Origin of the sequence: Micromonospora sp. U56 (assembly GCF_018070095.1) — a bacterium.
Lineage (GTDB): Bacteria > Actinomycetota > Actinomycetes > Mycobacteriales > Micromonosporaceae > Micromonospora > Micromonospora purpureochromogenes.
On record NZ_JAGPYL010000125.1, the window covers coordinates 1 to 18,632 of the forward strand.

At 71.5% G+C, this 18,632-nt stretch carries 22 protein-coding genes and 3 pseudogenes; 11 read left to right on the top strand and 14 right to left on the bottom strand.

The annotated features are described in order from the left end of the window. Positions 1–53: 53 nt before the first annotated feature. The 3 genes from KBX37_RS28340 to KBX37_RS28350 form a co-directional block, all read right to left on the bottom strand. Positions 54–1,910: an acyl-CoA dehydrogenase gene (locus tag KBX37_RS28340; RefSeq protein ID WP_210778957.1), complete on the bottom strand. Its 1,857-nt coding sequence runs from the start codon at positions 1,908–1,910 to the stop codon at positions 54–56. Between the two features lie 159 nt (positions 1,911–2,069). Continuing rightward, a complete protein-coding gene (locus KBX37_RS28345; protein ID WP_210778958.1) occupies positions 2,070–3,197 on the bottom strand; it encodes a PP2C family protein-serine/threonine phosphatase in 1,128 nt (375 codons plus the stop codon). Positions 3,198–3,285: 88 nt separating this feature from the next. Further along, positions 3,286–3,918: a septal ring lytic transglycosylase RlpA family protein gene (locus tag KBX37_RS28350; RefSeq protein WP_210778959.1), complete on the bottom strand. Its 633-nt coding sequence runs from the start codon at positions 3,916–3,918 to the stop codon at positions 3,286–3,288. A 186-nt stretch (positions 3,919–4,104) separates the two neighbouring features. Between KBX37_RS28350 and KBX37_RS28355 the strand changes: the two genes are divergently transcribed. Together KBX37_RS28355 and KBX37_RS28360 are read left to right on the top strand one after the other, a co-directional pair. Continuing rightward, positions 4,105–4,656, top strand: coding sequence for a phosphoribosyltransferase (locus KBX37_RS28355; protein WP_210778960.1), 552 nt, complete (start codon positions 4,105–4,107; stop codon positions 4,654–4,656). 33 nt (positions 4,657–4,689) lie between these two features. After that, positions 4,690–5,721 carry a questin oxidase family protein gene (locus KBX37_RS28360; RefSeq protein ID WP_210778961.1) on the top strand — a complete coding sequence of 344 codons (1,032 nt, stop codon included), beginning with the start codon at positions 4,690–4,692 and terminating at the stop codon, positions 5,719–5,721. On the opposite strand, the gene KBX37_RS28365 is transcribed toward KBX37_RS28360, so the two are convergent. Continuing rightward, positions 5,709–6,359, bottom strand: coding sequence for an alpha/beta hydrolase (locus KBX37_RS28365; RefSeq protein ID WP_307849245.1), 651 nt, complete (start codon positions 6,357–6,359; stop codon positions 5,709–5,711). The genes KBX37_RS28360 and KBX37_RS28365 overlap by 13 nt on opposite strands. Here KBX37_RS28365 and KBX37_RS28370 point away from each other — a divergent pair. Then, positions 6,331–6,762: an ASCH domain-containing protein gene (locus KBX37_RS28370; RefSeq protein ID WP_210778962.1), complete on the top strand. Its 432-nt coding sequence runs from the start codon at positions 6,331–6,333 to the stop codon at positions 6,760–6,762. The two genes, KBX37_RS28365 and KBX37_RS28370, sit on opposite strands and share 29 nt — an antisense overlap. 102 nt (positions 6,763–6,864) lie before the next feature. Here KBX37_RS28370 and KBX37_RS28375 read toward each other — a convergent pair whose 3' ends face one another. Beyond that, positions 6,865–7,746, bottom strand: coding sequence for an LLM class flavin-dependent oxidoreductase (locus KBX37_RS28375; protein WP_210778963.1), 882 nt, complete (start codon positions 7,744–7,746; stop codon positions 6,865–6,867). Between the two features lie 93 nt (positions 7,747–7,839). Between KBX37_RS28375 and KBX37_RS28380 the strand changes: the two genes are divergently transcribed. Continuing rightward, complete coding sequence (locus KBX37_RS28380) at positions 7,840–8,160, top strand: PadR family transcriptional regulator (RefSeq protein WP_210778976.1); 321 nt, start codon at positions 7,840–7,842, stop codon at positions 8,158–8,160. A 106-nt stretch (positions 8,161–8,266) separates the two neighbouring features. Then, positions 8,267–9,370 carry a hypothetical protein gene (locus tag KBX37_RS28385; protein ID WP_210778964.1) on the top strand — a complete coding sequence of 368 codons (1,104 nt, stop codon included), beginning with the start codon at positions 8,267–8,269 and terminating at the stop codon, positions 9,368–9,370. 9 nt (positions 9,371–9,379) lie between these two features. Here KBX37_RS28385 and KBX37_RS28390 read toward each other — a convergent pair whose 3' ends face one another. Together KBX37_RS28390 and KBX37_RS28395 are read right to left on the bottom strand one after the other, a co-directional pair. Continuing rightward, entirely contained in the window at positions 9,380–9,955 is a 576-nt protein-coding gene (locus tag KBX37_RS28390) for an NUDIX hydrolase (protein ID WP_247659175.1), read from the bottom strand. Between the two features lie 8 nt (positions 9,956–9,963). Then, positions 9,964–10,851 carry a LysR family transcriptional regulator gene (locus KBX37_RS28395; RefSeq protein ID WP_210778965.1) on the bottom strand — a complete coding sequence of 296 codons (888 nt, stop codon included), beginning with the start codon at positions 10,849–10,851 and terminating at the stop codon, positions 9,964–9,966. A 119-nt stretch (positions 10,852–10,970) separates the two neighbouring features. Here KBX37_RS28395 and KBX37_RS28400 point away from each other — a divergent pair, with 119 nt between their 5' ends. Beyond that, positions 10,971–11,336, top strand: coding sequence for a DUF1801 domain-containing protein (locus KBX37_RS28400; RefSeq protein ID WP_210778966.1), 366 nt, complete (start codon positions 10,971–10,973; stop codon positions 11,334–11,336). Further along, positions 11,333–11,719 (top strand): VOC family protein, encoded by a 387-nt coding sequence (locus tag KBX37_RS28405; protein ID WP_210778967.1) that lies wholly within the window; start codon positions 11,333–11,335, stop codon positions 11,717–11,719. Before KBX37_RS28400 ends, KBX37_RS28405 begins: the two co-directional genes overlap by 4 nt. A 94-nt stretch (positions 11,720–11,813) precedes the next feature. Here the strand turns inward: KBX37_RS28405 and KBX37_RS28410 are convergent, their stop codons facing one another. Together KBX37_RS28410 and KBX37_RS28415 are read right to left on the bottom strand one after the other, a co-directional pair. After that, positions 11,814–12,194: a glyoxalase/bleomycin resistance/extradiol dioxygenase family protein gene (locus KBX37_RS28410; RefSeq protein WP_247659181.1), complete on the bottom strand. Its 381-nt coding sequence runs from the start codon at positions 12,192–12,194 to the stop codon at positions 11,814–11,816. A gap of 20 nt (positions 12,195–12,214) precedes the next feature. After that, positions 12,215–12,664, bottom strand: coding sequence for a VOC family protein (locus tag KBX37_RS28415; RefSeq protein ID WP_247659176.1), 450 nt, complete (start codon positions 12,662–12,664; stop codon positions 12,215–12,217). 25 nt (positions 12,665–12,689) lie between these two features. Between KBX37_RS28415 and KBX37_RS36105 the strand changes: the two are divergent. Then, positions 12,690–12,857: pseudogene (locus KBX37_RS36105) on the top strand (nucleotidyltransferase domain-containing protein); the annotation flags it as partial. A 117-nt stretch (positions 12,858–12,974) separates the two neighbouring features. Here KBX37_RS36105 and KBX37_RS28425 read toward each other — a convergent pair. From KBX37_RS28425 to KBX37_RS28430, 3 genes are read right to left on the bottom strand one after another with little or no spacing between them, the layout of a single operon-like run. Then, positions 12,975–13,991 (bottom strand): CU044_5270 family protein, encoded by a 1,017-nt coding sequence (locus KBX37_RS28425; protein ID WP_210778969.1) that lies wholly within the window; start codon positions 13,989–13,991, stop codon positions 12,975–12,977. Next, a complete protein-coding gene (locus tag KBX37_RS36110) occupies positions 13,991–14,149 on the bottom strand; it encodes a hypothetical protein (protein ID WP_374103919.1) in 159 nt (52 codons plus the stop codon). The genes KBX37_RS28425 and KBX37_RS36110 overlap by 1 nt, the downstream gene beginning before the upstream one ends. A gap of 6 nt (positions 14,150–14,155) precedes the next feature. Then, positions 14,156–14,545 carry an RNA polymerase sigma factor gene (locus KBX37_RS28430; protein WP_247659177.1) on the bottom strand — a complete coding sequence of 130 codons (390 nt, stop codon included), beginning with the start codon at positions 14,543–14,545 and terminating at the stop codon, positions 14,156–14,158. 250 nt (positions 14,546–14,795) lie between these two features. Here KBX37_RS28430 and KBX37_RS28435 point away from each other — a divergent pair, with 250 nt between their 5' ends. From KBX37_RS28435 to KBX37_RS28455, 3 genes and pseudogenes are all read left to right on the top strand, one after another. After that, positions 14,796–15,068 carry a hypothetical protein gene (locus KBX37_RS28435; RefSeq protein WP_247659182.1) on the top strand — a complete coding sequence of 91 codons (273 nt, stop codon included), beginning with the start codon at positions 14,796–14,798 and terminating at the stop codon, positions 15,066–15,068. Positions 15,069–15,365: 297 nt separating this feature from the next. Further along, positions 15,366–16,031: pseudogene (locus KBX37_RS36115) on the top strand (transposase). Positions 16,032–16,339: 308 nt separating this feature from the next. Further along, positions 16,340–16,876 carry an alpha/beta hydrolase gene (locus tag KBX37_RS28455; protein WP_210778974.1) on the top strand — a complete coding sequence of 179 codons (537 nt, stop codon included), beginning with the start codon at positions 16,340–16,342 and terminating at the stop codon, positions 16,874–16,876. A gap of 87 nt (positions 16,877–16,963) precedes the next feature. Here KBX37_RS28455 and KBX37_RS28460 read toward each other — a convergent pair whose 3' ends face one another. Both KBX37_RS28460 and KBX37_RS28465 read right to left on the bottom strand, forming a co-directional pair. Then, positions 16,964–17,275, bottom strand: coding sequence for a GNAT family N-acetyltransferase (locus KBX37_RS28460; RefSeq protein ID WP_210778975.1), 312 nt, complete (start codon positions 17,273–17,275; stop codon positions 16,964–16,966). A gap of 297 nt (positions 17,276–17,572) precedes the next feature. Then, positions 17,573–18,393, bottom strand: a pseudogene (locus KBX37_RS28465) (IS5 family transposase). Positions 18,394–18,632 lie beyond the last annotated feature (239 nt).

Genomic DNA, 18,632 nt, shown 5'->3' on the forward strand with positions numbered 1-18,632 from the left:
GATGCTCGCCGGCCGCCGTCAGGGTCGAACCGGGCTGATCACCCCGGAGGGGATCAGAACGCCTCCTCCGGGAGGTCCATGATCTCCAGGTCGGCGCCCTCGATGATCCGCCGGTCGGCGCCGATGCGGGGCAGCACCTCGCGGGCGAAGAACCGGGCGGCGGCCACCTTGCCCGTGTAGAACGCCTTGTCGGCGGCGGAGACCTCGCCGGCCAGGGCGCGCAGAGCCACGTCCGCCTGCTTCTGCAGCAGCCACCCGACGACCAGGTCGCCGATGGCCAGCAGGAAGCGGCGGCTGCTCAGGCCGACCTTGTAGAGGCTGCGGGTGTCGCCGCCCTGCGCCTCGCCGAGCCAGCCGGTCATCACGCCGAGCATGGTCTGGATCTCGGCGAGCGCCTTGCCCAGCGCCTGCCGCTCCTCCTTGAGCTGACCGTTGCCGCCCTCGGTGGCGATGAACTCCTGGATCTCGCCGGCGACCGCCATCAGGGCCTTGCCGTTGTCCCGGACGATCTTCCGGAAGATCAGGTCGAGGCTCTGGATCGCGGTGGTGCCCTCGTACAGGGTGTCGATCTTGGCGTCGCGGACGTACTGCTCCAGCGGGTAGTCCTGGAGGAAGCCGGAGCCGCCGAAGGTCTGCAGCGACTCGTGACCCAGCAGCTCGTACGCGCGCTCCGAGCCGACGCCCTTGACCAGCGGAAGGAGCAGGTCGTTGACCCGCTTGGCCAGCTTGGTGGCCTTCTCGTCGCCGGCCGCCTCGGCGATGGCGACCTTGTCCTGCCAGCTGGCGGTGTAGCAGACCAGCGCACGCAGGCCCTCGGCGTACGACTTCTGCAGCAGCAGCGAGCGGCGCACGTCCGGGTGGTGGGTGATGGTCACCCGCGGGGCGGTCTTGTCGGCCTGCTGGATCAGGTCGGCACCCTGCACCCGGTTCTTGGCGTACTCCAGGGCGTTCAGGTAGCCGGTGGAGAGGGTGGCGATCGCCTTGGTGCCGACCATCATCCGGGCGTACTCGATGATCATGAACATCTGCCGGATGCCGTCGTGCTTCTCGCCCAGCAGCCAACCCTTGGCCGGCACGCCGTGCTCACCGAAGGTCACCTCGCAGGTGTTGGAGACCTTCAGGCCCATCTTGTGCTCGACGTTGGTGGCGAAGACGCCGTTGCGCTCGCCCAGCTCGCCGGTGGTCTCGTCGAAGTGGTACTTCGGCACCACGAAGAGCGACAGGCCCTTGGTGCCCGGGCCGCCGGCGCCCTCGACGCCGACCGGACGGGCCAGGACGTAGTGGACGATGTTGTCGCTCAGGTCGTGCTCACCCGAGGTGATGAAGCGCTTGACGCCCTCGATGTGCCAGGAGCCGTCCGGCTGCTGGATCGCGCGGGTCCGACCGGCGCCCACGTCCGAGCCGGCGTCCGGCTCGGTGAGCACCATGGTGGAGCCCCACTGCTTGTCGATGAAGAGTCGCGCCCACTTCTTCTGCTGCTCGGTGCCCTCGACGTGCAGCACGTGCGCGAAGGACGGGCCGGAGGCGTACATCCAGATCGGCGCGTTCGCGCCGAGCACCAGCTCGGCGAGGGACCACCAGAGCGCCCGCGGGGCGTTGGTGCCGCCGAGGGAGTCGGGGAGGTCCAGCCGCCAGAACTCGGAGTCCATGAACGCCTGGTACGACTTCTTGAACGACTCCGGCAGCGGCGCGGTGTGCGTGGCCGGGTCGAAGACCGGCGGGTTGCGGTCGCTGTCCGTGTAGCTGGCCGCGAGGTCCTCGCGGGCCAGGCGGTCGACCTCGGAGAGGAAGCTGCGGGCGGTGTCGACGTCCAGGTCCGAGTACGGCGCCTGGCCGAACGTCCGGTCCGCCCCGAAGACCTCGAACAGGTTGAACTCGAGGTCCCGAAGGTTGCTCTTGTAGTGGGTCATGCTCGCTGGCCCCGCTTCCGGACAGGTTACCGATCAGTAACCCCAACTGTATTACTCACCGGTAGCCACCGACAAGCCGATGGGGGAAGTGACGGCGATTACACACCTGTGGTTCAGCTCTCGTTCGGCCCGTGGCAGGACGGCGCAGGGGCGCGGCGCTCACGCCTCCGCCGCGCCGACCTCCCAGCTCGGCACCGGGACGGTCGCCCCGGTGGGCGGGCCGGTGTACTCCATCAGGACCAGGGCGATGTCGTCGTCCAGCCGCCCGTGCACCCACTCCACCAGCGCGGTCTCCAGCGAGGCGAGGCCGTCGCCGACCGTGCCGTGCCCGAGCAGCCGCCAGGCCCGGTCGGCGGTCGGGAAGAACTCACCGTCGCGCCGGGCCTCGCCGAGCCCGTCGGTGAAGAGCAGCAGCCGGTCGCCGGGCTCCAGGCGTTCCACCCGGGGGCGCACCACCGGCATGAACCCCAGCGGCGGGGCGGGCGCCGGCGGCTCCAGCGGGATCACCGCGCCCCGGCGCAGCAGCAGCGGTGACGGGTGGCCGCAGTTGACGATGGTCAACGTGCCGCCCCGCTCCTCCACCACGGCCGCCGTGACGAAGTCCTCGTCGCCCACGTTGCGGGCCACCGCCCGGTCCAGGTCGGCCACCACCGCGCGCAGGTCGGCCCGCTCGTACGCGACGTGCCGGTAGGAGCCCAGCACGATGCTCGCCAGCCGGACCGCGTCCAGCCCCTTGCCCCGGACGTCCCCGATGATCATGCGGACGCCGTACGGGGTGTCCATGGCCTCGTAGAGGTCGCCGCCGATCTCGGCGGTGGCCGTCGAGGAGATGTACCGGGCGGCCACCGCGAGGGTGCCCACCTGCGGCCCGAGCGGTCGCAGCACCGCCTGCTGGGCGACCGACGCCAGCTTCGACAGCTCGGCGATCTGCTCGCCCTGCCGCTGCCGCAGCGCCGCCACCGCCGCCGCGATCCCGCTGGCGAAGGCGATCCCGGCGAGGTCGACGGCGGTGACCAGTGACGGGGTGGGTTCGGTCAGCGCGAAGCTGGCCCCGAGCACCGCGGCGACCAGGCCGATCCCGAGCACCACCCGCCAGGAGGCGAACGCGGCGGCCAGGATGGGGGCGGCCATCATCAGCGCCACGTAGTGCGCCGTCCGGCCGTCGGCCAGCTCCACCGTTGAGATGATCGTGAGCAGGCCGAGGGCCGCGCCGACGCCGGCGCGGGATCCGGGACTCAGCGGGCCGCGGCCCGACTGGAAGGCATGCGTGCGTACGAGGGACAGCATGCCTGATGGACGTGAACCGGTGAATGAACCTGACCCCTCGACTGAGGGTGTTCCGACCGGCCGGACGGTCACGACGAGCCGATCGCCGTCAGCCGAGGACCTCGTACTTCACCGTCAGCTCACCCAGGCTCACCGAGGCGATGGTTTCGAACGCGGCGCGGGACAGGTCGAGGCAGCGCCCCTCGATGAACGGGCCACGGTCGTTGATGCGGACGGTCACCGACTTGCCGTTGTCCGGGTTGGTGACCCGGACCCGGGTGTTGAAGGGCAGCGTCTTGTGCGCGGCGGTCAGCGCGTCCGGGTTGAAGGTCTCGCCGTTGGCCGTCATCTGGCCCTCGTCGTAGAAGGACGCGCCGCACGAGCCGCTGTCCACCACGGTGCTCTTCGGGGCGGCCTTCTTCGTCGTCGCGCTCGGCTTCGGCGTGGCGGTGCGGGTCCTGGCCCGGGAGGCCGCCTGGGCGGACCGGGTGGCCCTCGGGCTGGCCGTGACGGTCGGCGAGGGGCTGGCGGTGGGGGACGCGGTGGCGCTCGGCGAGGTGGTGGCGCTGGGGCTGACCGCGGCCGGCACGGTGTCGGCGACGACGGGGGCCGCCGCCTCGCCCGAGGTCAGCTGCACGGCGCCGACGGTGCCGCCGACGGCGAGCACGACACCCACGGCGGCGGTGGCGACGATGCCGGCCGGCGAGGAGAACATGCGGGTACGGGAGTGCCTACCAGCCACCGGACCGGTCCTTTCGTCAGCTGAACAAACCGGGTCGGACCGTAACGAGAGAAGCACTTCCGAAGTCAACGTGATCATGGTGGTATGCCCGGAATTGCAGCGATACGTGTGGCCGATCATCCGACGTCGCGGGGGCCGGACGGGCCAGCGCCGCGCGCCATGGCAGCGATGGGTGAGGATGGACGGATGGCCGATGAGCTGCGCCGGCGTCTGATCGAGCTGTTCCGCTGGGTCGATCCGGGGCCGGGCAGCAGCCACCTGGTCAGCGACATCTCCGGCTGGTGGCGCGACCCGCAGGTGCTGGCCGGGCTCGGGCCGGCCCTGGCCGCACCGTTCCGGGACGCCCGGCCGACCGTGGTGGTGGCCCCGGCCGTCACCGGGCTGATGCTCGGCCCGCTGACCGCCACCGCCCTCGGGGTGGGCTTCGCGCCGGCACACAAGCCGGGCGACGGGCGACTGCCGGCCGGGCCGCTGACCTGGTCCCGGAGCGACCCCGACTTCCGCGGCCGGCAGGTGGACCTGGCCGTGGTGGACCGGCGGCTCGGCCCGGACGACCGGGTGCTGGCGGTGGACGACTGGGTCGCCACCGGGGCGCAACTGCGGGCGATCCGGGAGATCTGCGCCGTCCGGGGCGCCACCTGGCTCGGCGCCTCGGCCGTGGTGCGGGACTGCCCGCCCGAGGTGAGCCGGGAACTCCGCCTGCACGGGCTGCTCGACGCCGCCCAACTGCCCGCTTGACCTGAAGCGCACTTCAGGTCCGACGATCGGCGCATGGACCACGGCATCCTGGACGAGGCGTACCGACGGCTGCACCGCACCGGCCCCGAGTTCGAGGGCTGGCTCTCCAACCACGGACCGATGGCGGTCGAGGCGCTGGTCCGGCACGGCCACGACCGCAGCGTGCACCGCTGGCTGGACGACTACCTGCGCCGGCTCGACGAACTGCCGCGCGGCCAGCACCGGATCGAGGACTGGCGGGAGGCCCTCGGTGACCCGAAGCGCGCCGGCGACTGGCTGGCCCACTTCGACCGGGAGCTGCGCGAGCAACCCTGGCGCGAGGTGCTGGGCACCTGGTGGCCCCGGCTGCTGCCCGGCATCGCGGCCGGCGCGACCCACGGCGTCATCCGGGTCGGCCACGCCGTCCGGACGCTGCGCGAGGACGGCTCCAGCCCCGATCGGGTGGCCGAGCTCGGCCAGGCCCTCGGCTACTGGGCGGCCCGCTGGCAGCCGGTGCCGGGCCTGCGCCTCGACGCGGCGTCCCGCCCCGACGGTCCCGACGTGGCCACCGCGCTGGCCTCGGTGCCCCGGATCGACGATCGCAGCGGCGGCATCCGGCAACGGCTCGCGCGGCTGTCGGGCGTACCCGGGTGGGACGGGGCGGTGGCGGCGCCGCGCCCGGCGCGGACGCCCGCCGAAGCGGAGCGGGGGCTGGTCGGGCTGGTGCACCGGGCCGCGCTGGACTACCTGCGGTACGGCCACGAGAACCCGGTGATGCTGGTGCACGCGGTGACCGCGCCCACGGCGGTGCTGCGGACCCTGCCGGCGCTCGACCCGGCGCTCTGGGCGTCCAGCCTCACCGCGGCGTGGTCGGCCACGGCAGCGGTGACCGCCGTGTACGCCCCGCCGCGCGGCACGACGATCCCGGTCGTCACACCCGGCACCCCGGCGGAGGTGTTCGCCCGGGCCGCCCGGCACGGCGACGCGCACGTGGTCAAGCTGGCCGACGCCGTGCTCGACGCGCACGCGGCGACCGGCGACGAGCGGGTGCTCGCCGCCGCCGGCTACGCCGGTCAGCTGATCTGAACGAACTCCTCCACGGCGGTGCAGACCCGGCCCAGCACCTCCGCCGAGCGGGCCAGCGGACCAGGCACCAGCATCCCGTGGTGGGCGTCGGGGACCTCCAGCACGTGCGGGGTGAGCCGGCGCGCCACGGCACCGTCCCAGAAGGGGTCGGCGGTGCCGCCGACCAGCAGGACCGGCGCGGTGGCCCGGGCCAGCGCCTCGACCACCTCGGGCCGGTGCAGCAGCGGGGTCAGCCAGACGGCGGCGAGTCCCCGGCCGGCGGCGAGCGGAGCGGCCAGCGAACCGAGCGACTTGCCGACCAGCAGGTCGGTCCGCTCGCCCAGCGCCTGCTCGACCTGCCCGACGACCCACCCGGCGGCGGCGGCCGGGCCGTCCCGGTCGGGGGCGAAGCGCTCCGGCGCCGTCCAGGTGATCTCGTGGACGTCGAAGCCCGTCCGCCGCAGCGCCTCGCCGGTGTACGCGAAGAGCGGGTACCGGGTGTCGTAGCCCGGCCGGGGATGAGCACCGCGCGCCGGGCCGCCATGGCCGATCTCCTTCCGCCGGCCCTCACGGTAGCCGCCGGCGCCGATTCCCCATGACGGGAAATCGGTGCTGGGTAACGTCGGCAGGATGTGGCCTCGGATCGGTGGACTGCGCACGCTCGCCCTCGGCACCCCGGGGCGGATGCGGACCAACCTCAACACCCTGGTGCTGGCCGGGGTGAAGACGGCGACCGCCACCCTGCTCACCGAGTACGCCGAGGAGGGCGAGGAGCTGGAGCACACCGGCGAACGGCTCGTCCTGCTGGACGACGTCGACGCCCTCGCCGGGATCGTCGAGGTCACCTGCGTCGAGGTGGTCCGCTTCGCCGACGTCCCGTGGGACTTCGCCCGCGCCGAGGGCGAGGGCGACCGCTCGATCGAGGAGTGGCGGGCGGGGCACGCCGCCTACTGGGCGCGCGTCGGCACCCCGGTCACCGACGACACCGAGATCGCCTGCCTGCGCTTCCGGCTGGTCTCCGGGGGTGACGGCGGCGTCGCCACCGGAGACCTCAGCACCTGAGGTACGCGCCGACCAGGGCCTCAGCCGGCGGTCCCGGGGCGCGCCCCATTACTCCAGCTTCCCGCCGGGGGTGGGGCGCGCCGACACCGCCGGCCGCCGGGATCAGGCGGTGCGCAGCTCGGGCAGGAGACGGGTGGCGACGTCCACCAGGACGGCCTCGTCGCCGGCGTACCAGCTGCTGGCCCGGGGCCAGTGCGTGATGACGTCGGTGAAGCCGAGCGCCGCCGCCCGGGCCACCTGCTCGGCGAAGAAGTCGGCGCTGCTCAGCGAGAAGGCCGGCGCCGAGTCCAGCGACAGGTAGCGGTCCACGGTGGCCGGGTCCCGACCGGCGGCGTCCAACGTCTGGTCCAGCCGGGCGCAGAGCTGCCCCACCCCGTCCCACCAGCTCGTCAGGTCGTCGCCGTCGGTGCCGGTGGTGACCCAGCCCTGCCCGAAGCGGGCCACCAGCCGCATCGACCGGGGACCGTTCGCGGCCACCACGAACGGCACCCGGGGCTGCTGCACGCAGCCCGGGTTGTTGCGGGCGTCCACCGCAGCGAACCAGTCACCCCGCCAGGTGACGCCGTCCTCCCGCAGCACCAGGTCGAGCAGCTCGGTGAACTCGCCGAAGCGGTCCACCCGCTGCCGGGGCGGCAGGGTGTCGCCGCCCAGCACCGCGGAGTCGAACCCGATGCCGCCCGCCCCGAGCCCGAGCAGCACCCGGCCGGCGGACACGTCGTCGAGGGCGGTGACCTGCCGGGCGAAGGCCGCCGGGTGCCGGAAGTTCGGCGAGGCGACCAGGGTGCCGAGCCGGATCCGGGAGGTCACCGTCGCGGCGGCGGTCAGGGTGGCCATGGAGTCGAACCAGGGGCCGTCGACCAGGTCGCGCCAGCCCAGGTGGTCGTACGTCCAGGCGTGGTCGAAGCCCCACTCGTCCGCCTGGCGCCAGCGGCGCTGCGACTCCGACCAGCGCTGGTCGGGAAGGATCACGATGCCAATCCGCATGATCGCCAGGGTACGGCCCGACCCGGCCCGGGCCACCCGACACGGGCCGGTTCATATATCGATCATCTGTATATGATCCGGCGCATGGCGGCGATGCGTGAACCGACCTTCCTGATCCTCACCGCGCTCGCCGGCGGTCCACGGCACGGCTACGGCATCGTCCAGGACGTCGCCGTCCTCTCCGAGCAGCGGGTGACCCTGCTTCCCGGCACCCTCTACACCGCGCTGGACCGGCTCACCGCCGAGGGCCTGGTGGAGCCCGACCGGGAGGAGACCGTGGACGGTCGGCGGCGCCGCTACTTCCGTCTCACCCCCGAGGGGCACGCCGCCCTCGGGGCCGAGGCCGGCCGGCTGCGCCAGCTCGCCACCGCCGCCGAGGCGCGGCTGCGCGCGTTCCGCCCCGGCACCGCCTGAACCGCCACCCACCCGACCGACGCGGCACCATCCCCGCCGTCCCGCCAGTCGGCGGGACCGCACCCCACACCACCCGAGGCGAGACCGAGCCCCCGGAGGGAAGGCAATGGCATCGACCGGCGACCCGCTCGCGCGCCGCTACCGCCGCCTGCTGTGCTGCTACCCGCGCGCCTACCGGCGGGAGCGCGGCGACGAGCTGGTCGCCCTGCTGCTCGACACCGCCCCGCCCGGACGGACCAGGCCACGGCTGCGGGAGGCCGTCGACCTGATCCGGAACGGGATGCGCTGCCGGCTCGGCCGACCGGCCAGCAGCACGGTCGTCGCCTGGGCGGCGCTGGTTGCGATCGTCTGCGGGCTCTTCAGCGCGGCACTGTCCGCCCGGGTCGCCTGGGAGACCGCCCGACCGCTGCCGGGCCGCGCCGAGACCGGTGCGATCTTCCGGACCGTGCTGCCCGACCGCGAACCGGACGAGATCACCACCCCGTCGAGTTTCTTCGGGTACTACACCCAGCCGCTGACCCTGCAGGCCCTGGACAACCTGCTCCTCGGCGACGGCGGGGAGTACCAGCAGACCGCCACCGGCGCGTGGGCCGCCGGCCCGCCACCCGCCCCGCCCGGGCAGACCGTCGCGGTCGCCCAGCGTCGGCTCCGGGAAGCCGGCTGGCACCTCGACCAGTCGGCGGCGGAGACCTTCGACGACTGCGCCGACAAGCTCTGCGGCTCCTTCGTGCCGGTCACCTACACCACCCTCGACGCCAGCCGGGGGGACACCCTCCTCACCGTCACGGTCAACTCGCGGCCGGAGCCCGACTACCCGTACCTCTCGATCGACCTGCGCCGCACCACGCCGCCGCTGGTCCTCCCGGCCGCGATCGGCGGCGGGCTGCTCGGCGCGCTGGCCGGCTGGCTGGTCTTCGGCTGGGCGAGCCGGCGCACCGAGACGCCGCACCCGGCCCGGGCGGTGGTGAAGGTCCTCTTCGGGGTGACGCTGCTGCTGTGGTGGCTGCCGATCCTGGTCGCCGTGCCGTCGGTGGCCAGCCACCATGGCGCGCAACAGCACCCCCAGTGGCATCCGTTCTGGGAGTGGCTGGGCCAGCCGACCTTCTCACTGTTCTTCCTGGTCGGATCGGTGAGCGCGCTGCTCGGGATCGCCCTGGCGACCCTGCCCCGGCGGGACGCCGACCGGATATCGACGCTCGCCGGCGGCTGAGCCCTCCGGTCAGCCCACCGCCAGCTTGGTCAACATCCGGGGCAGGTGCGGGTCGAGGGTGGCCGGGTCCGCCGCGGCCACCTCGGCGGGCGTCCACCACCGGACGGCACGGAACTCCCCCGGGTCGGGCGTGAGCGGCTGGTCCCGACGACCCGCCAGCACGTACCAGAGGCTCACGTCGACGTGCCGGTCCTCGGGCGGGCCGACCGTCGGCGTGACGGTGAGGAAGAGCGGACGCTCACCGGGCTCCGGTGGGAAGACCGCCGGCACGCCCAGTTCCTCGACCACCTCCCGGCGTACGGTCTGCGCCGGATGCTCGCCGGGCTCCACGTGGCCGCCGGTGGGCAGCCACCGCCCGGCGTTGCGGTGGTCGACCAGCAGGACGCCGCCGTCGGTGGCGTCGCGCAGCAGGAAGTACGCGACGAGGTGCGGCGACGGGGTACGGGGCTTCGCCCGCCGGAAGACGTCGTCGGTCGCCGCCAGCCAGTCGAGGCACTGCGCCCGGTGTGCCGCCTCCAGCTCGTCGAGGGGCGCGATCGACTCGACCAGCGCCCGGATCTCGTCCAGCACCCGCATGTCGGGCATCCTGCCAGTCACCCTCGGCGCACGGTGTCCGCCGCGGCGCGGACGAACTCGCGTACCCGCTCGGTGGTGTTGGTCTCCAGCCAGACCGGGCCCCGCCGGATGGGCGGCGCGTCGTGGATCGGCACGTAGGCGACGTCCGGGCGCGGGTAGTACCGCCGGGTGTGCTCGCCGACCGGCAGCACGCCACGGTCCATCGCGACCAGCGAGAGCATCTCCGAGAAGGTGTTGCCGACCGGTCCCCTCGGCACCGGACGCCCGGACGGCGTGCGGTCCGGAGTGCGGTCGCGTTTGAACTCCGCCGAGGTCACCGCCGGGTACTGCACCACCGGGTGGTCGGCGAGGACCTCCAGGGAAACCCACTCCGCGCCGGCCAGCGGATGCCCGGCCGCCACCGCCAGCACCCGACCCTCCGACAGCAGCGCCGGGCCGTTGGCCATGCCGTCGAACGGGTACGCGGCGATGAGCACGTCGATCGAGCCGTCCACCAGGCTGGACCGGGAGTTCGCCAGCTGGGCCTCGTGGACGTGCACCTCGCAGTCGGGGTGCCGCTCGCGGAACAGGTTGACCGCGCGGAGCAGCACCGGCGCCGTCCACTCGCCGAGGAAGGCGACCCGCAGCTCGCCGGTGACGCCACGCCCGGCCTCGACGGCCCGCCGTACGGCGTCCTCCATCCCGGCGACCAACGGTCGCAGGTCGTCGGCGAGCCGGTGGCCGATCGGGGTGAGGCGGACGACCCGGCTGGTGCGCTCGAAGAGCGGCGCGCCGATCCGCCGTTCCAGCTTCTTCACCACGTGGCTGATCCGCCCGGTGGTGACCCGCAACCGCTCGGCGGTCCGCCCGAAGTGCAGCTCCTCGGCGAGGGCCAGGAAGGTCTCGACCTCGTGCCGCTCCAGCAAGCCGGGCTCCCGTCGTTGAATCCGGTTCAACGATCGTAGTCCGATCGCGGCTTGGTCGCGTTCCCCGCTCCGACCAGGCTGGAAGCCGGCAGAGAAATCGCTACGCCGAGGAGCGCGCAATGAGTACGACCACCGTCACCGAATACCTCGCCGGGCTCGACGAGCCACTGCGGGAGGTCGCCGCGAAGCTGCGGCCGGTCATCGAGGCGGCGCTGCCCGGCGCCACCGGCGTCGTCTGGCACGGCCACCCGGTCTGGGGTCGCGGGGACCGGCCGGGACGGGACCCGGTCTGCCTGGTCAAGGCGTACCCGGCGTACCTGACCTTCGGGCTGTGGCACGGCCAGCAGGTCGACGACCCGTCCGGCCGGCTGCTGCCGGGTGCCCGGTCGATGGCGTCGGTGAAGCTGCGGTCCGCCGACGAGATCGACCCGGCCCTGTTCGGCGACTGGCTGCGCCAGGCGTACGCCCGGGAGGTGGCGGCGTGACCAGCGTGCGGGTGACCGGCTTCGACCATCTGGTGCTCACCGTCGCCGACGTCGAGCGCGCGCTGGCGTTCTACTGCGGACCGCTCGGCCTGGCCCCGGTACGCGTCGACGAGTGGCGGGCCGGCAAGGTGCCCTTCCCCTCGGTGCGCGTCGACGCCGGAACGATCATCGACCTGGTCCACGGCCGGCGGGGCTCGGCGAACGTCGACCACCTCTGCCTGGTGGTCGCGCCGCTCGACTGGCACGAGGTGATCGCCGCCGGCGTCTTCGACGTGGTGGAGGGGCCGGTGGGCCGGTTCGGCGCCCGGGGCTCGGCCACCTCGCTGTACGTCCGCGACCCGGACGGCAACGTCGTCGAGCTGCGCTGGTACCCGCACGACTGATCAGAGCCGGTGGTCGACGGGGCGGGTGACGGGCGCGGTCGGGCCGCCTGAGCCGCACCGGTCCCCCGCACGTCGGCCAGGCCGGTGCATCGCCTCAGCGGTGCTGGACGATCTGGATCGGATTGCCGTCCGGGTCGGCGGTCCAGGCGATCAGGAGGCGGTCGAGCCAGGGGTGCGGCGCGGCGAGGGCGGGAGCGCCGTCGGCGGTGAGCCGGGCCCAGGCGGCGGCGGTGTCGTCGGTCCAGAGAATCACGGCGGCCCGCTGTCCGTCGGGCACCGGGTCGAGGCCATGGTCGACCCGGGTGGAGCCGACCGATGCGATTCCGATCCGGTAGCCGTCGAGCATCAGGTCGACGTGGATCGGCTCGCCGTCGGTCGGCACCCGGAAGGTCTCGGTGAAGCCCAGCCGCGTGTAGAACGCCACGGCGCGCGGGACGTCGGCGCTGAACAGGACGACCTGCGGGGTGCGGAACATCGACACCAGCCCTCCGGCCACTAGCCGACGAAGATGCAGAACGGGTGACCGGCCAGATCGGCGTAGACGCGGAGCGGCTCGTCGGGGTCGTCGCTGCGGTCGTACAGCAGCCGACCACCGAGGCGCATGACGCGCTCGTGCTGCACCTGCAACTCCTCGACCGACGCCACGGTCAGGTCGAGGTGCAACTGCTGCGGCACCCGGTTCTCCGGCCAGGTCGCCTCCGGCAGCTGGTCGACCTGCTGGAAGGCCAGCTGGGGAGCGCCGTCGGGGGCCCTCAGCACGAGCCAGTCGCGACCACGCTCATTCGCCTGCCCCGCTTCCGGCGGCTCGTCACCAGGCCGGTAGACGAGGCCCAACAGCGATCGGTAGAACTCCGCGAGGGACCTGGCGTCAGTGCAGTCGAGCACCACCGAACACAGCCTGGGCACGCTTTCCCGGTCGACCATATCGATCACCTCCGCCGCCATTCTGCAGGTTGCTACGGTCACTCGGGTGATCGAGGAGCTGACGCGCAGATATCTCCGAGCGGTCGATCAGGCACTCCCCGGCTACGTGCGACACCTCTACGTCGTCGGGTCCGCCGCGCTCGGCGCCTGGCAGCCCGGCGCCAGCGACGTCGACACGGTGATCATGACATCGCGCCCGGCGTCCGCCGAGGACGCCGCCCAGCTCGCGAAGATCCACGCCGAGCGCATGGCCCGTGGGTGGCCCGCCCCGACCGTCGAGGTGACACGCGGACCGGGGCCACCTCATAGAAGCGGCCCCGGCACCGGCATGTCAGTTGGGTCGATCGGTCCAGGCAGCGCCGAGGATCACCTGGTACGCGCTGATCCGTACCGGCGAGAGGGTCAGCCGCTCGTGGGCGAGCAGTTCCCCTGTGGTGGGGTCGAAGATCAGCAGGGACTGCGCGTTGTGGTCGCGGTCGTCGACGGTGATGGCCACGCCCTTCCGGCCGGCCCGATCGGTCACCTGACCGCGCCACCGGAACCCCGGTACGTCGGCGAGGACCCGCAGGATCTCGGCGCGGGTCCGACGCGGGACGACGTACCGCCCGTACACCGTGCTCACCTCCTTGCTGACCACGCCGGCCCCGAACCTGACCTTGAGCAGCTCCGTCAACCGGGTCCGTTCGGACGGCAGCGGCGCGAGATCCAACGGCGGCAGCGGCACGCGGGCGGGCCCGGAAGCGGCGGGTGCCGCAACCTTGAACTTCAGGTTGCGCTGCCAGTAGTCCCGGGACTCCTGGTCCGGATACTGCGGCTCAAGCGGGATCGTGACCTGCTCACCGGTCCCGTCAGCCGCCTGCCAGACCCTGGTCTCGTCCGCGAAAGCGACCTGGTAGCGACCGTCAGGAGAAGCCATCACCGGGTCGCCCCACGTCTTCGTGTGGTGGTACATGTACCGGCCGGTGCGGTTGTCGTACTCCGCGTCGACGAGGCTGCTCGCCAACGCGCGCAGGTGGCTCCCCGCATCACGGCTGCCAGAGCCGTACGCCACCGGCACGAGCACCACCCCCGGATCCGCCCTGGGCGGACTGGCGATCTCCGAGGTGTCCGGGCTGGACGTACCGAAGGTCTGGGCGATTGCTGCGGCCCCGATCGCGACGGCCAGCGTCCCGGCGGTCAGAACCAGTCTGCGGGTCGGGCGTGCCCGACGGCGATGGGCGACCGGCTCGGCGATTGCCTCTGCGCGGGTGATCAGGTCGTGTGCCGACAGCCGGGGCGGTGCGATGGTGCTGTGCCGGGCCGGGTCAATCGGCTTGAGGAGGGTGCGCGCTCGCTCTTCTCCGAACATCACTGAGCCTTTCGAGGACTGGCCAGCACCGGCTGCTGTGCCGGTGATCCTGATCGGTACGACATCGCGTCGTTGAGGCGTCCACGGGCGCGGTGCAAGCGCACTGCGGCGGTGGTGCGGGTACAGCCAAGGACCTGAGCGGCCTCGGAAACCGTCAGCTCCTTTCAGCCGACCAACCGGAGGATTTCCTGATCGAGGTCGGCGAGGGTGGCCAGAGCGGCCTGGAGATCGGCTACACCCACGGTCGCGTCGGCGCCGGACGATCCCGGTTTCTGCAGAAGGCCGGCGTCGGCAATCGGTAGTACGTCCGGCGCAGCTCTCCGAGCTCGCCATTGGTTCGCAAGCAGGCGCCGAGCCACCCCGTACAGCCAGGGCAGGCTGCGGTCCGGAACCTCGCGGCGGCGCCGCCAGGCGATGACGAACACCTCCTGAGCGAGTTCAGCTGCCGCGTTCAGATCGGCAAGCCGACGCTGGCCGTACTTCACGACCGGTCCGTACTCGGCGGCGTAGACCCTGGTGAACCAATCCTCATCGCGTTTTTCCGGTGGACCCATCCAAGACTCCCGCCTGGTCGACGAACTCCCACCCTGGCTTGTGTCACCACCGGTCCGATGATTACCGCCGACAACCCACATTCCTCACGCACCGAACAAACTTCCCTGGGTAGCCGGATCGCCTGAGATAGGCGCACGAAGCGTTCGGGTCGTGGCTCGCGGCATCCGCCGTTGGCCTGTGTCGACCCCTACGTCGGGCACGGCGTCAAGGCTCGTGGTCGTCGGGGGCTGAGAAACTGAGTGGGTGGGGATGGACAAGGGAACCGCAGCTCGGCTCGCCGAGGCACGCCTGGCGGAATGGCGACGCCTCGGCTATGCCGAGTGGCGTGCGCTCCTCAATGACAAAGAGCTACGCCAGATCGTTGGCCAGGATGGCCAGCGGTACAGCGTGGTCAGCTACGCCCTTGATGACGGCGACGGGCGTGTCCGCATGTCAGTAGCGGTGGACGATGGCGGCTGGTCCGCATTCGTCCCGCTGGTGCGAGGCGAGATCATGAATCCGGATGGCACCTTCCTCGCGTGACCTCTTCACTCAGTTCGTCACACCACCAGGCAAGCTGGCCGCCAACGATGAACACCAGTGCAGCATCGGCCTCGCAACCCTGGAGGAAACCGTGGCGGTCACCGCGATGATCTCGACGCAGCATTGTCCAGCGTAGTTGCCAGCCTACGACCAGCGACCGATCTGGACTGGTTCGCGCGGGCGGGCAGCCTGGAGTGGGACTGCTGGCACACCGCCGAGCACATCGGTAATTGGGCTTCCCCCTGAGATGTGGACACCCTGAGACTGGATGTTGGTCCAGAGGAAGGGGTGTCCCCGTTGGGGCGTCCATCGAAGTACACGGAAGAGTTCCGGCGTGACGCGGTTGACCTGGTCCGCTCGTCGCAGCGGCCGATCAACCAGGTGGCGCGTGAGCTTGGGATGAGTCACGAGACGCTGCGCAACTGGGTCCGCGCCGCCGATCGCCAAACCGGGACGGGTGCGGCCTCCGGCGGGGGCGGGTTGTCGGTGGCGGACAAGGACGCCGAGATCGCCCGCCTGCGGCGTGAGAACGCGCAGTTGCGGCAGGAGAAGGAGATCCTGCGCAAGGCAGCCGCCTATTTCGCGAAGGAGATGGATCGGTGACCAGCCGCTTGCGGTTCATCTCCACCCACCGCGCCGCCTTCGGCGTCAAGCGGCTGTGCCGGGTCCTGGCGGTGTCCCGCTCCGGCTTCTATCGGTGGGTCGCCAGCGAGCCGGCTCGGCAGACTCGCGCCGCCGACGAGGATGCCCTCGCCGAGCAGATCAAGGTCATCCACGCCGCTCAAACGTGAACTCGACGTCGACCGCCGACGGTGGGCCACCGAGGCCGATGCCCGCCGCGACGTGTTCCGGTGGATCGCCTTCTACAACCGCCGACGACGCCACTCCGCACTCAGCTACCTCAGCCCCGCCGACTACGAACAAACCCTCACACCGAATACGCTGCACCAGATCGCGGCATAACCCGGTGTTTACATCCCGGGGGGAACCGCAGATTGCCTGATGTCGTTCGCGGGTCAACTCGTGGCCCGGCCGGAGAAGCGGTTTGTGCGCTTCATGGCAACCGCCGACAAGGACGCTTCCCCGGAACAGCTTGGGAATTGGACAACGTTGGACCTCGGACCAGCGTTTCCCCTTGCCGGCATGGTCTCACCTGGCCTGGTGTGCCCCCTGCTGACACCGCGTGGCCCGTGAATGGCCCGACGGTGCCGCCCCTGTCGCACGCGGACTGCACGCTGGACCTGTCTTGACCGGTAGGTAAGGTCGCCCGCATGGCTGACGCTGTCGTGATTCCCGGCGCCTGGTTCGGACCGGGCGCTCCCCTGCTGATGTATGCCGGCGATGTGGCGGAGCAGCGGGGCGCAACAGTACATCGACACTCGTGGTCCCAGGAGTTTCCGAAGCCTGATCAGCCAGAAATCGAGAGTTGGGTTGGCGGTGAGATCGTTCCACTGATCGACACCATTGGCGGTCGCCCACTGCTGATCGGCAAGTCGCTCGGCACGAACGCGGCAGCGATTGCCGCCGAGAGATCCTTGCCCGCCGTGTGGCTCACGCCCTTGCTCACCCTGCCGTGGGTGGCTGATGCGTTGGGCCGCGCAACCGCGCCGTTCCTGCTCGTGGGTGGCACTGCCGACAAGCTATGGGACGGTGACCTCGCCCGCCGGCTGTCGCCCCATGTGCTAGAGGTGGAAGGCGCGGACCACGGTATGTACGTACCCGGCCCGCTTACCGAGTCGATCGCGGTGCTCAGTCAAGTCGTGGTCGCCGTGGAGGAGTTCCTCGACGCTATTGGCTGGCCGAGCTAGTCACCTGGTCCCGCATCGCTGCTGGTACCCAGAAGCGGATCTCCTCGTCGGGCAGTCGTAGCCCGGCCCGCCTCCCCGGACGGGAGCTCAGCCGGACGGCGTGACCGAGGACCACACGCCGAGCCACTGCTCGGCGCCGTAGCCCTCGTACCGCTCCACCTCGGTGAACCCCAGCTTTGCCGCGAGGCGCATCGAGCGCTCGTTGGCGGTCTGGGTGCGCAGCACCACCCGCTCGCCGGGAAGCGCGTCGGCGAACCAGTCGAGTGCCGCTGCGCACGCCTCGGCGCCGTACCCGCGTCCCCACGCCTCCGGCACGAACAGGTAGCCGAGCTCGGCCTCCCCGACATCCGGACGGACGCGCCCCGGACTCTCCGCGTCGTACCGATCGAGCTTGACCACGCGCCGCGGAGATCACCTGCACCCCGACATCCTCAACAACGGTCCTCAGCGGACAGACCTCGGGGTTACGAGACGTCGCTTAGAAACAGCGAGGATGGAAGCGACAACCGAGCGCTCCGGTGGACCTCCCGTGGCCGATGTTGACCGCTGTATCGGGCACGGATCGGGCACGGCTCCCAGTCAGGCTGGCCCTCCAATCCCCCTATCGCTAAGCCGGTGATGGATGACGCCAGACCTGTTGCTGACTTCTTGCTGACACAGCGACCGAGGGGTCTGGCCGTAACCGGCTTAGAGGTCCTAACAAAGTCGTGCGAGATGCCGGTACGTGATGATGCAGGTGGCGAGGGCGAGGAAGGCTTTGTGGATGTCGTCGCGGCGTTCCCAGCGGATGCGTAGTCGTCGCATGCCGTGGTACCAGGCGATCGTCCGCTCGACCACCCACCGGAACGCACCGAGACCGGAGCCGTGGGGCTGGCCGCGGCGGGCGATGCGTGGGCGGATGCCCTTGCCGCGTACTGCCTTGCGGTACTTGTCGTGGTCGTAGGCGCGGTCGGCGAACAACTGGTCGGGGCGCTGGCGTGGGCGTCCGCGCCGCCCGCGTACCGGTGGGATCTTGTCGATCAGCGGGAGCAGTTGGGTGACGTCGTTGCGGTTGCCGCCGGTCAGCGACACGGCCAGGGGGATGCCGGCGCCCTCGGTCAGGACGTGGTGCTTCGAGCCCGGGCGGGCGCGGTCGACCGGGCTCGGGCCGCTTTTGGGCCACGTCTGGCGGCCCGTATGTCTGAGGAGTCGATCACGGCGCGGGACCAGTCGAGCTTGCCGGCTGCCTGGAGCTCGGCCAGCAGTAGCTCGTGCAGCCGCTGCCACACCCCGGCCCGGTTCCACTCCTCCAGGCGCCGCCAGCAGGTCATTCCGGACCCGAACCCGAGTTGTTGGGGCAGGAACTCCCACTGGATGCCCGTGTGCAGCACGAACAGGATCCCGCACAGCACCTGCCGGTCCGGGATCCGCTTGCGTCCCGGGTGCCGTGGGTTGCGCTCAGGTTTGGGCAGCAGCGGCTCGATGCGCTGCCACAGCCCGTCCGGCACGATCCACGGCGGCTGCTCGCCACGCCTCACGGCCCGACATCGTAGATCATCATCTACAACGGACGAAAGACCCAGAGATCATTTTGTTAGGACCTCTTAGGCAATGCTGCTGCCAGACGCTGGCACCCGGTGGGGAACCAGCCTGCCCGGCGGATCACCGTCGGTGGCACGACACAGGCTTGTCGCGTGGCTTTTATCCAACGACCGCCAAGAAATCCGAGTAGAACAGGCCCAGGCCGACCGCCACGCAGACGCCGGCCACGATCCAA

Excerpts from the sequence above, each read along its gene's own strand:
- KBX37_RS28340 (WP_210778957.1), bottom strand. The coding sequence starts at position 1,910 with ATGACCCACTACAAGAGCAACCTTCGGGACCTCGAGTTCAACCTGTTC.
- KBX37_RS28345 (WP_210778958.1), bottom strand. The coding sequence starts at position 3,197 with ATGCTGTCCCTCGTACGCACGCATGCCTTCCAGTCGGGCCGCGGCCCG.
- KBX37_RS28355 (WP_210778960.1), top strand. The coding sequence starts at position 4,105 with ATGGCCGATGAGCTGCGCCGGCGTCTGATCGAGCTGTTCCGCTGGGTC.
- KBX37_RS28360 (WP_210778961.1), top strand. The coding sequence starts at position 4,690 with ATGGACCACGGCATCCTGGACGAGGCGTACCGACGGCTGCACCGCACC.
- KBX37_RS28370 (WP_210778962.1), top strand. The coding sequence starts at position 6,331 with ATGTGGCCTCGGATCGGTGGACTGCGCACGCTCGCCCTCGGCACCCCG.
- KBX37_RS28375 (WP_210778963.1), bottom strand. The coding sequence starts at position 7,746 with ATGCGGATTGGCATCGTGATCCTTCCCGACCAGCGCTGGTCGGAGTCG.
- KBX37_RS28380 (WP_210778976.1), top strand. The coding sequence starts at position 7,840 with ATGCGTGAACCGACCTTCCTGATCCTCACCGCGCTCGCCGGCGGTCCA.
- KBX37_RS28385 (WP_210778964.1), top strand. The coding sequence starts at position 8,267 with ATGGCATCGACCGGCGACCCGCTCGCGCGCCGCTACCGCCGCCTGCTG.
- KBX37_RS28390 (WP_247659175.1), bottom strand. The coding sequence starts at position 9,955 with ATGCCCGACATGCGGGTGCTGGACGAGATCCGGGCGCTGGTCGAGTCG.
- KBX37_RS28400 (WP_210778966.1), top strand. The coding sequence starts at position 10,971 with ATGAGTACGACCACCGTCACCGAATACCTCGCCGGGCTCGACGAGCCA.
- KBX37_RS28410 (WP_247659181.1), bottom strand. The coding sequence starts at position 12,194 with ATGTTCCGCACCCCGCAGGTCGTCCTGTTCAGCGCCGACGTCCCGCGC.
- KBX37_RS28415 (WP_247659176.1), bottom strand. The coding sequence starts at position 12,664 with ATGGCGGCGGAGGTGATCGATATGGTCGACCGGGAAAGCGTGCCCAGG.
- KBX37_RS28425 (WP_210778969.1), bottom strand. The coding sequence starts at position 13,991 with ATGTTCGGAGAAGAGCGAGCGCGCACCCTCCTCAAGCCGATTGACCCG.
- KBX37_RS28430 (WP_247659177.1), bottom strand. The coding sequence starts at position 14,545 with ATGGGTCCACCGGAAAAACGCGATGAGGATTGGTTCACCAGGGTCTAC.
- KBX37_RS28435 (WP_247659182.1), top strand. The coding sequence starts at position 14,796 with ATGGACAAGGGAACCGCAGCTCGGCTCGCCGAGGCACGCCTGGCGGAA.
- KBX37_RS28455 (WP_210778974.1), top strand. The coding sequence starts at position 16,340 with ATGGCTGACGCTGTCGTGATTCCCGGCGCCTGGTTCGGACCGGGCGCT.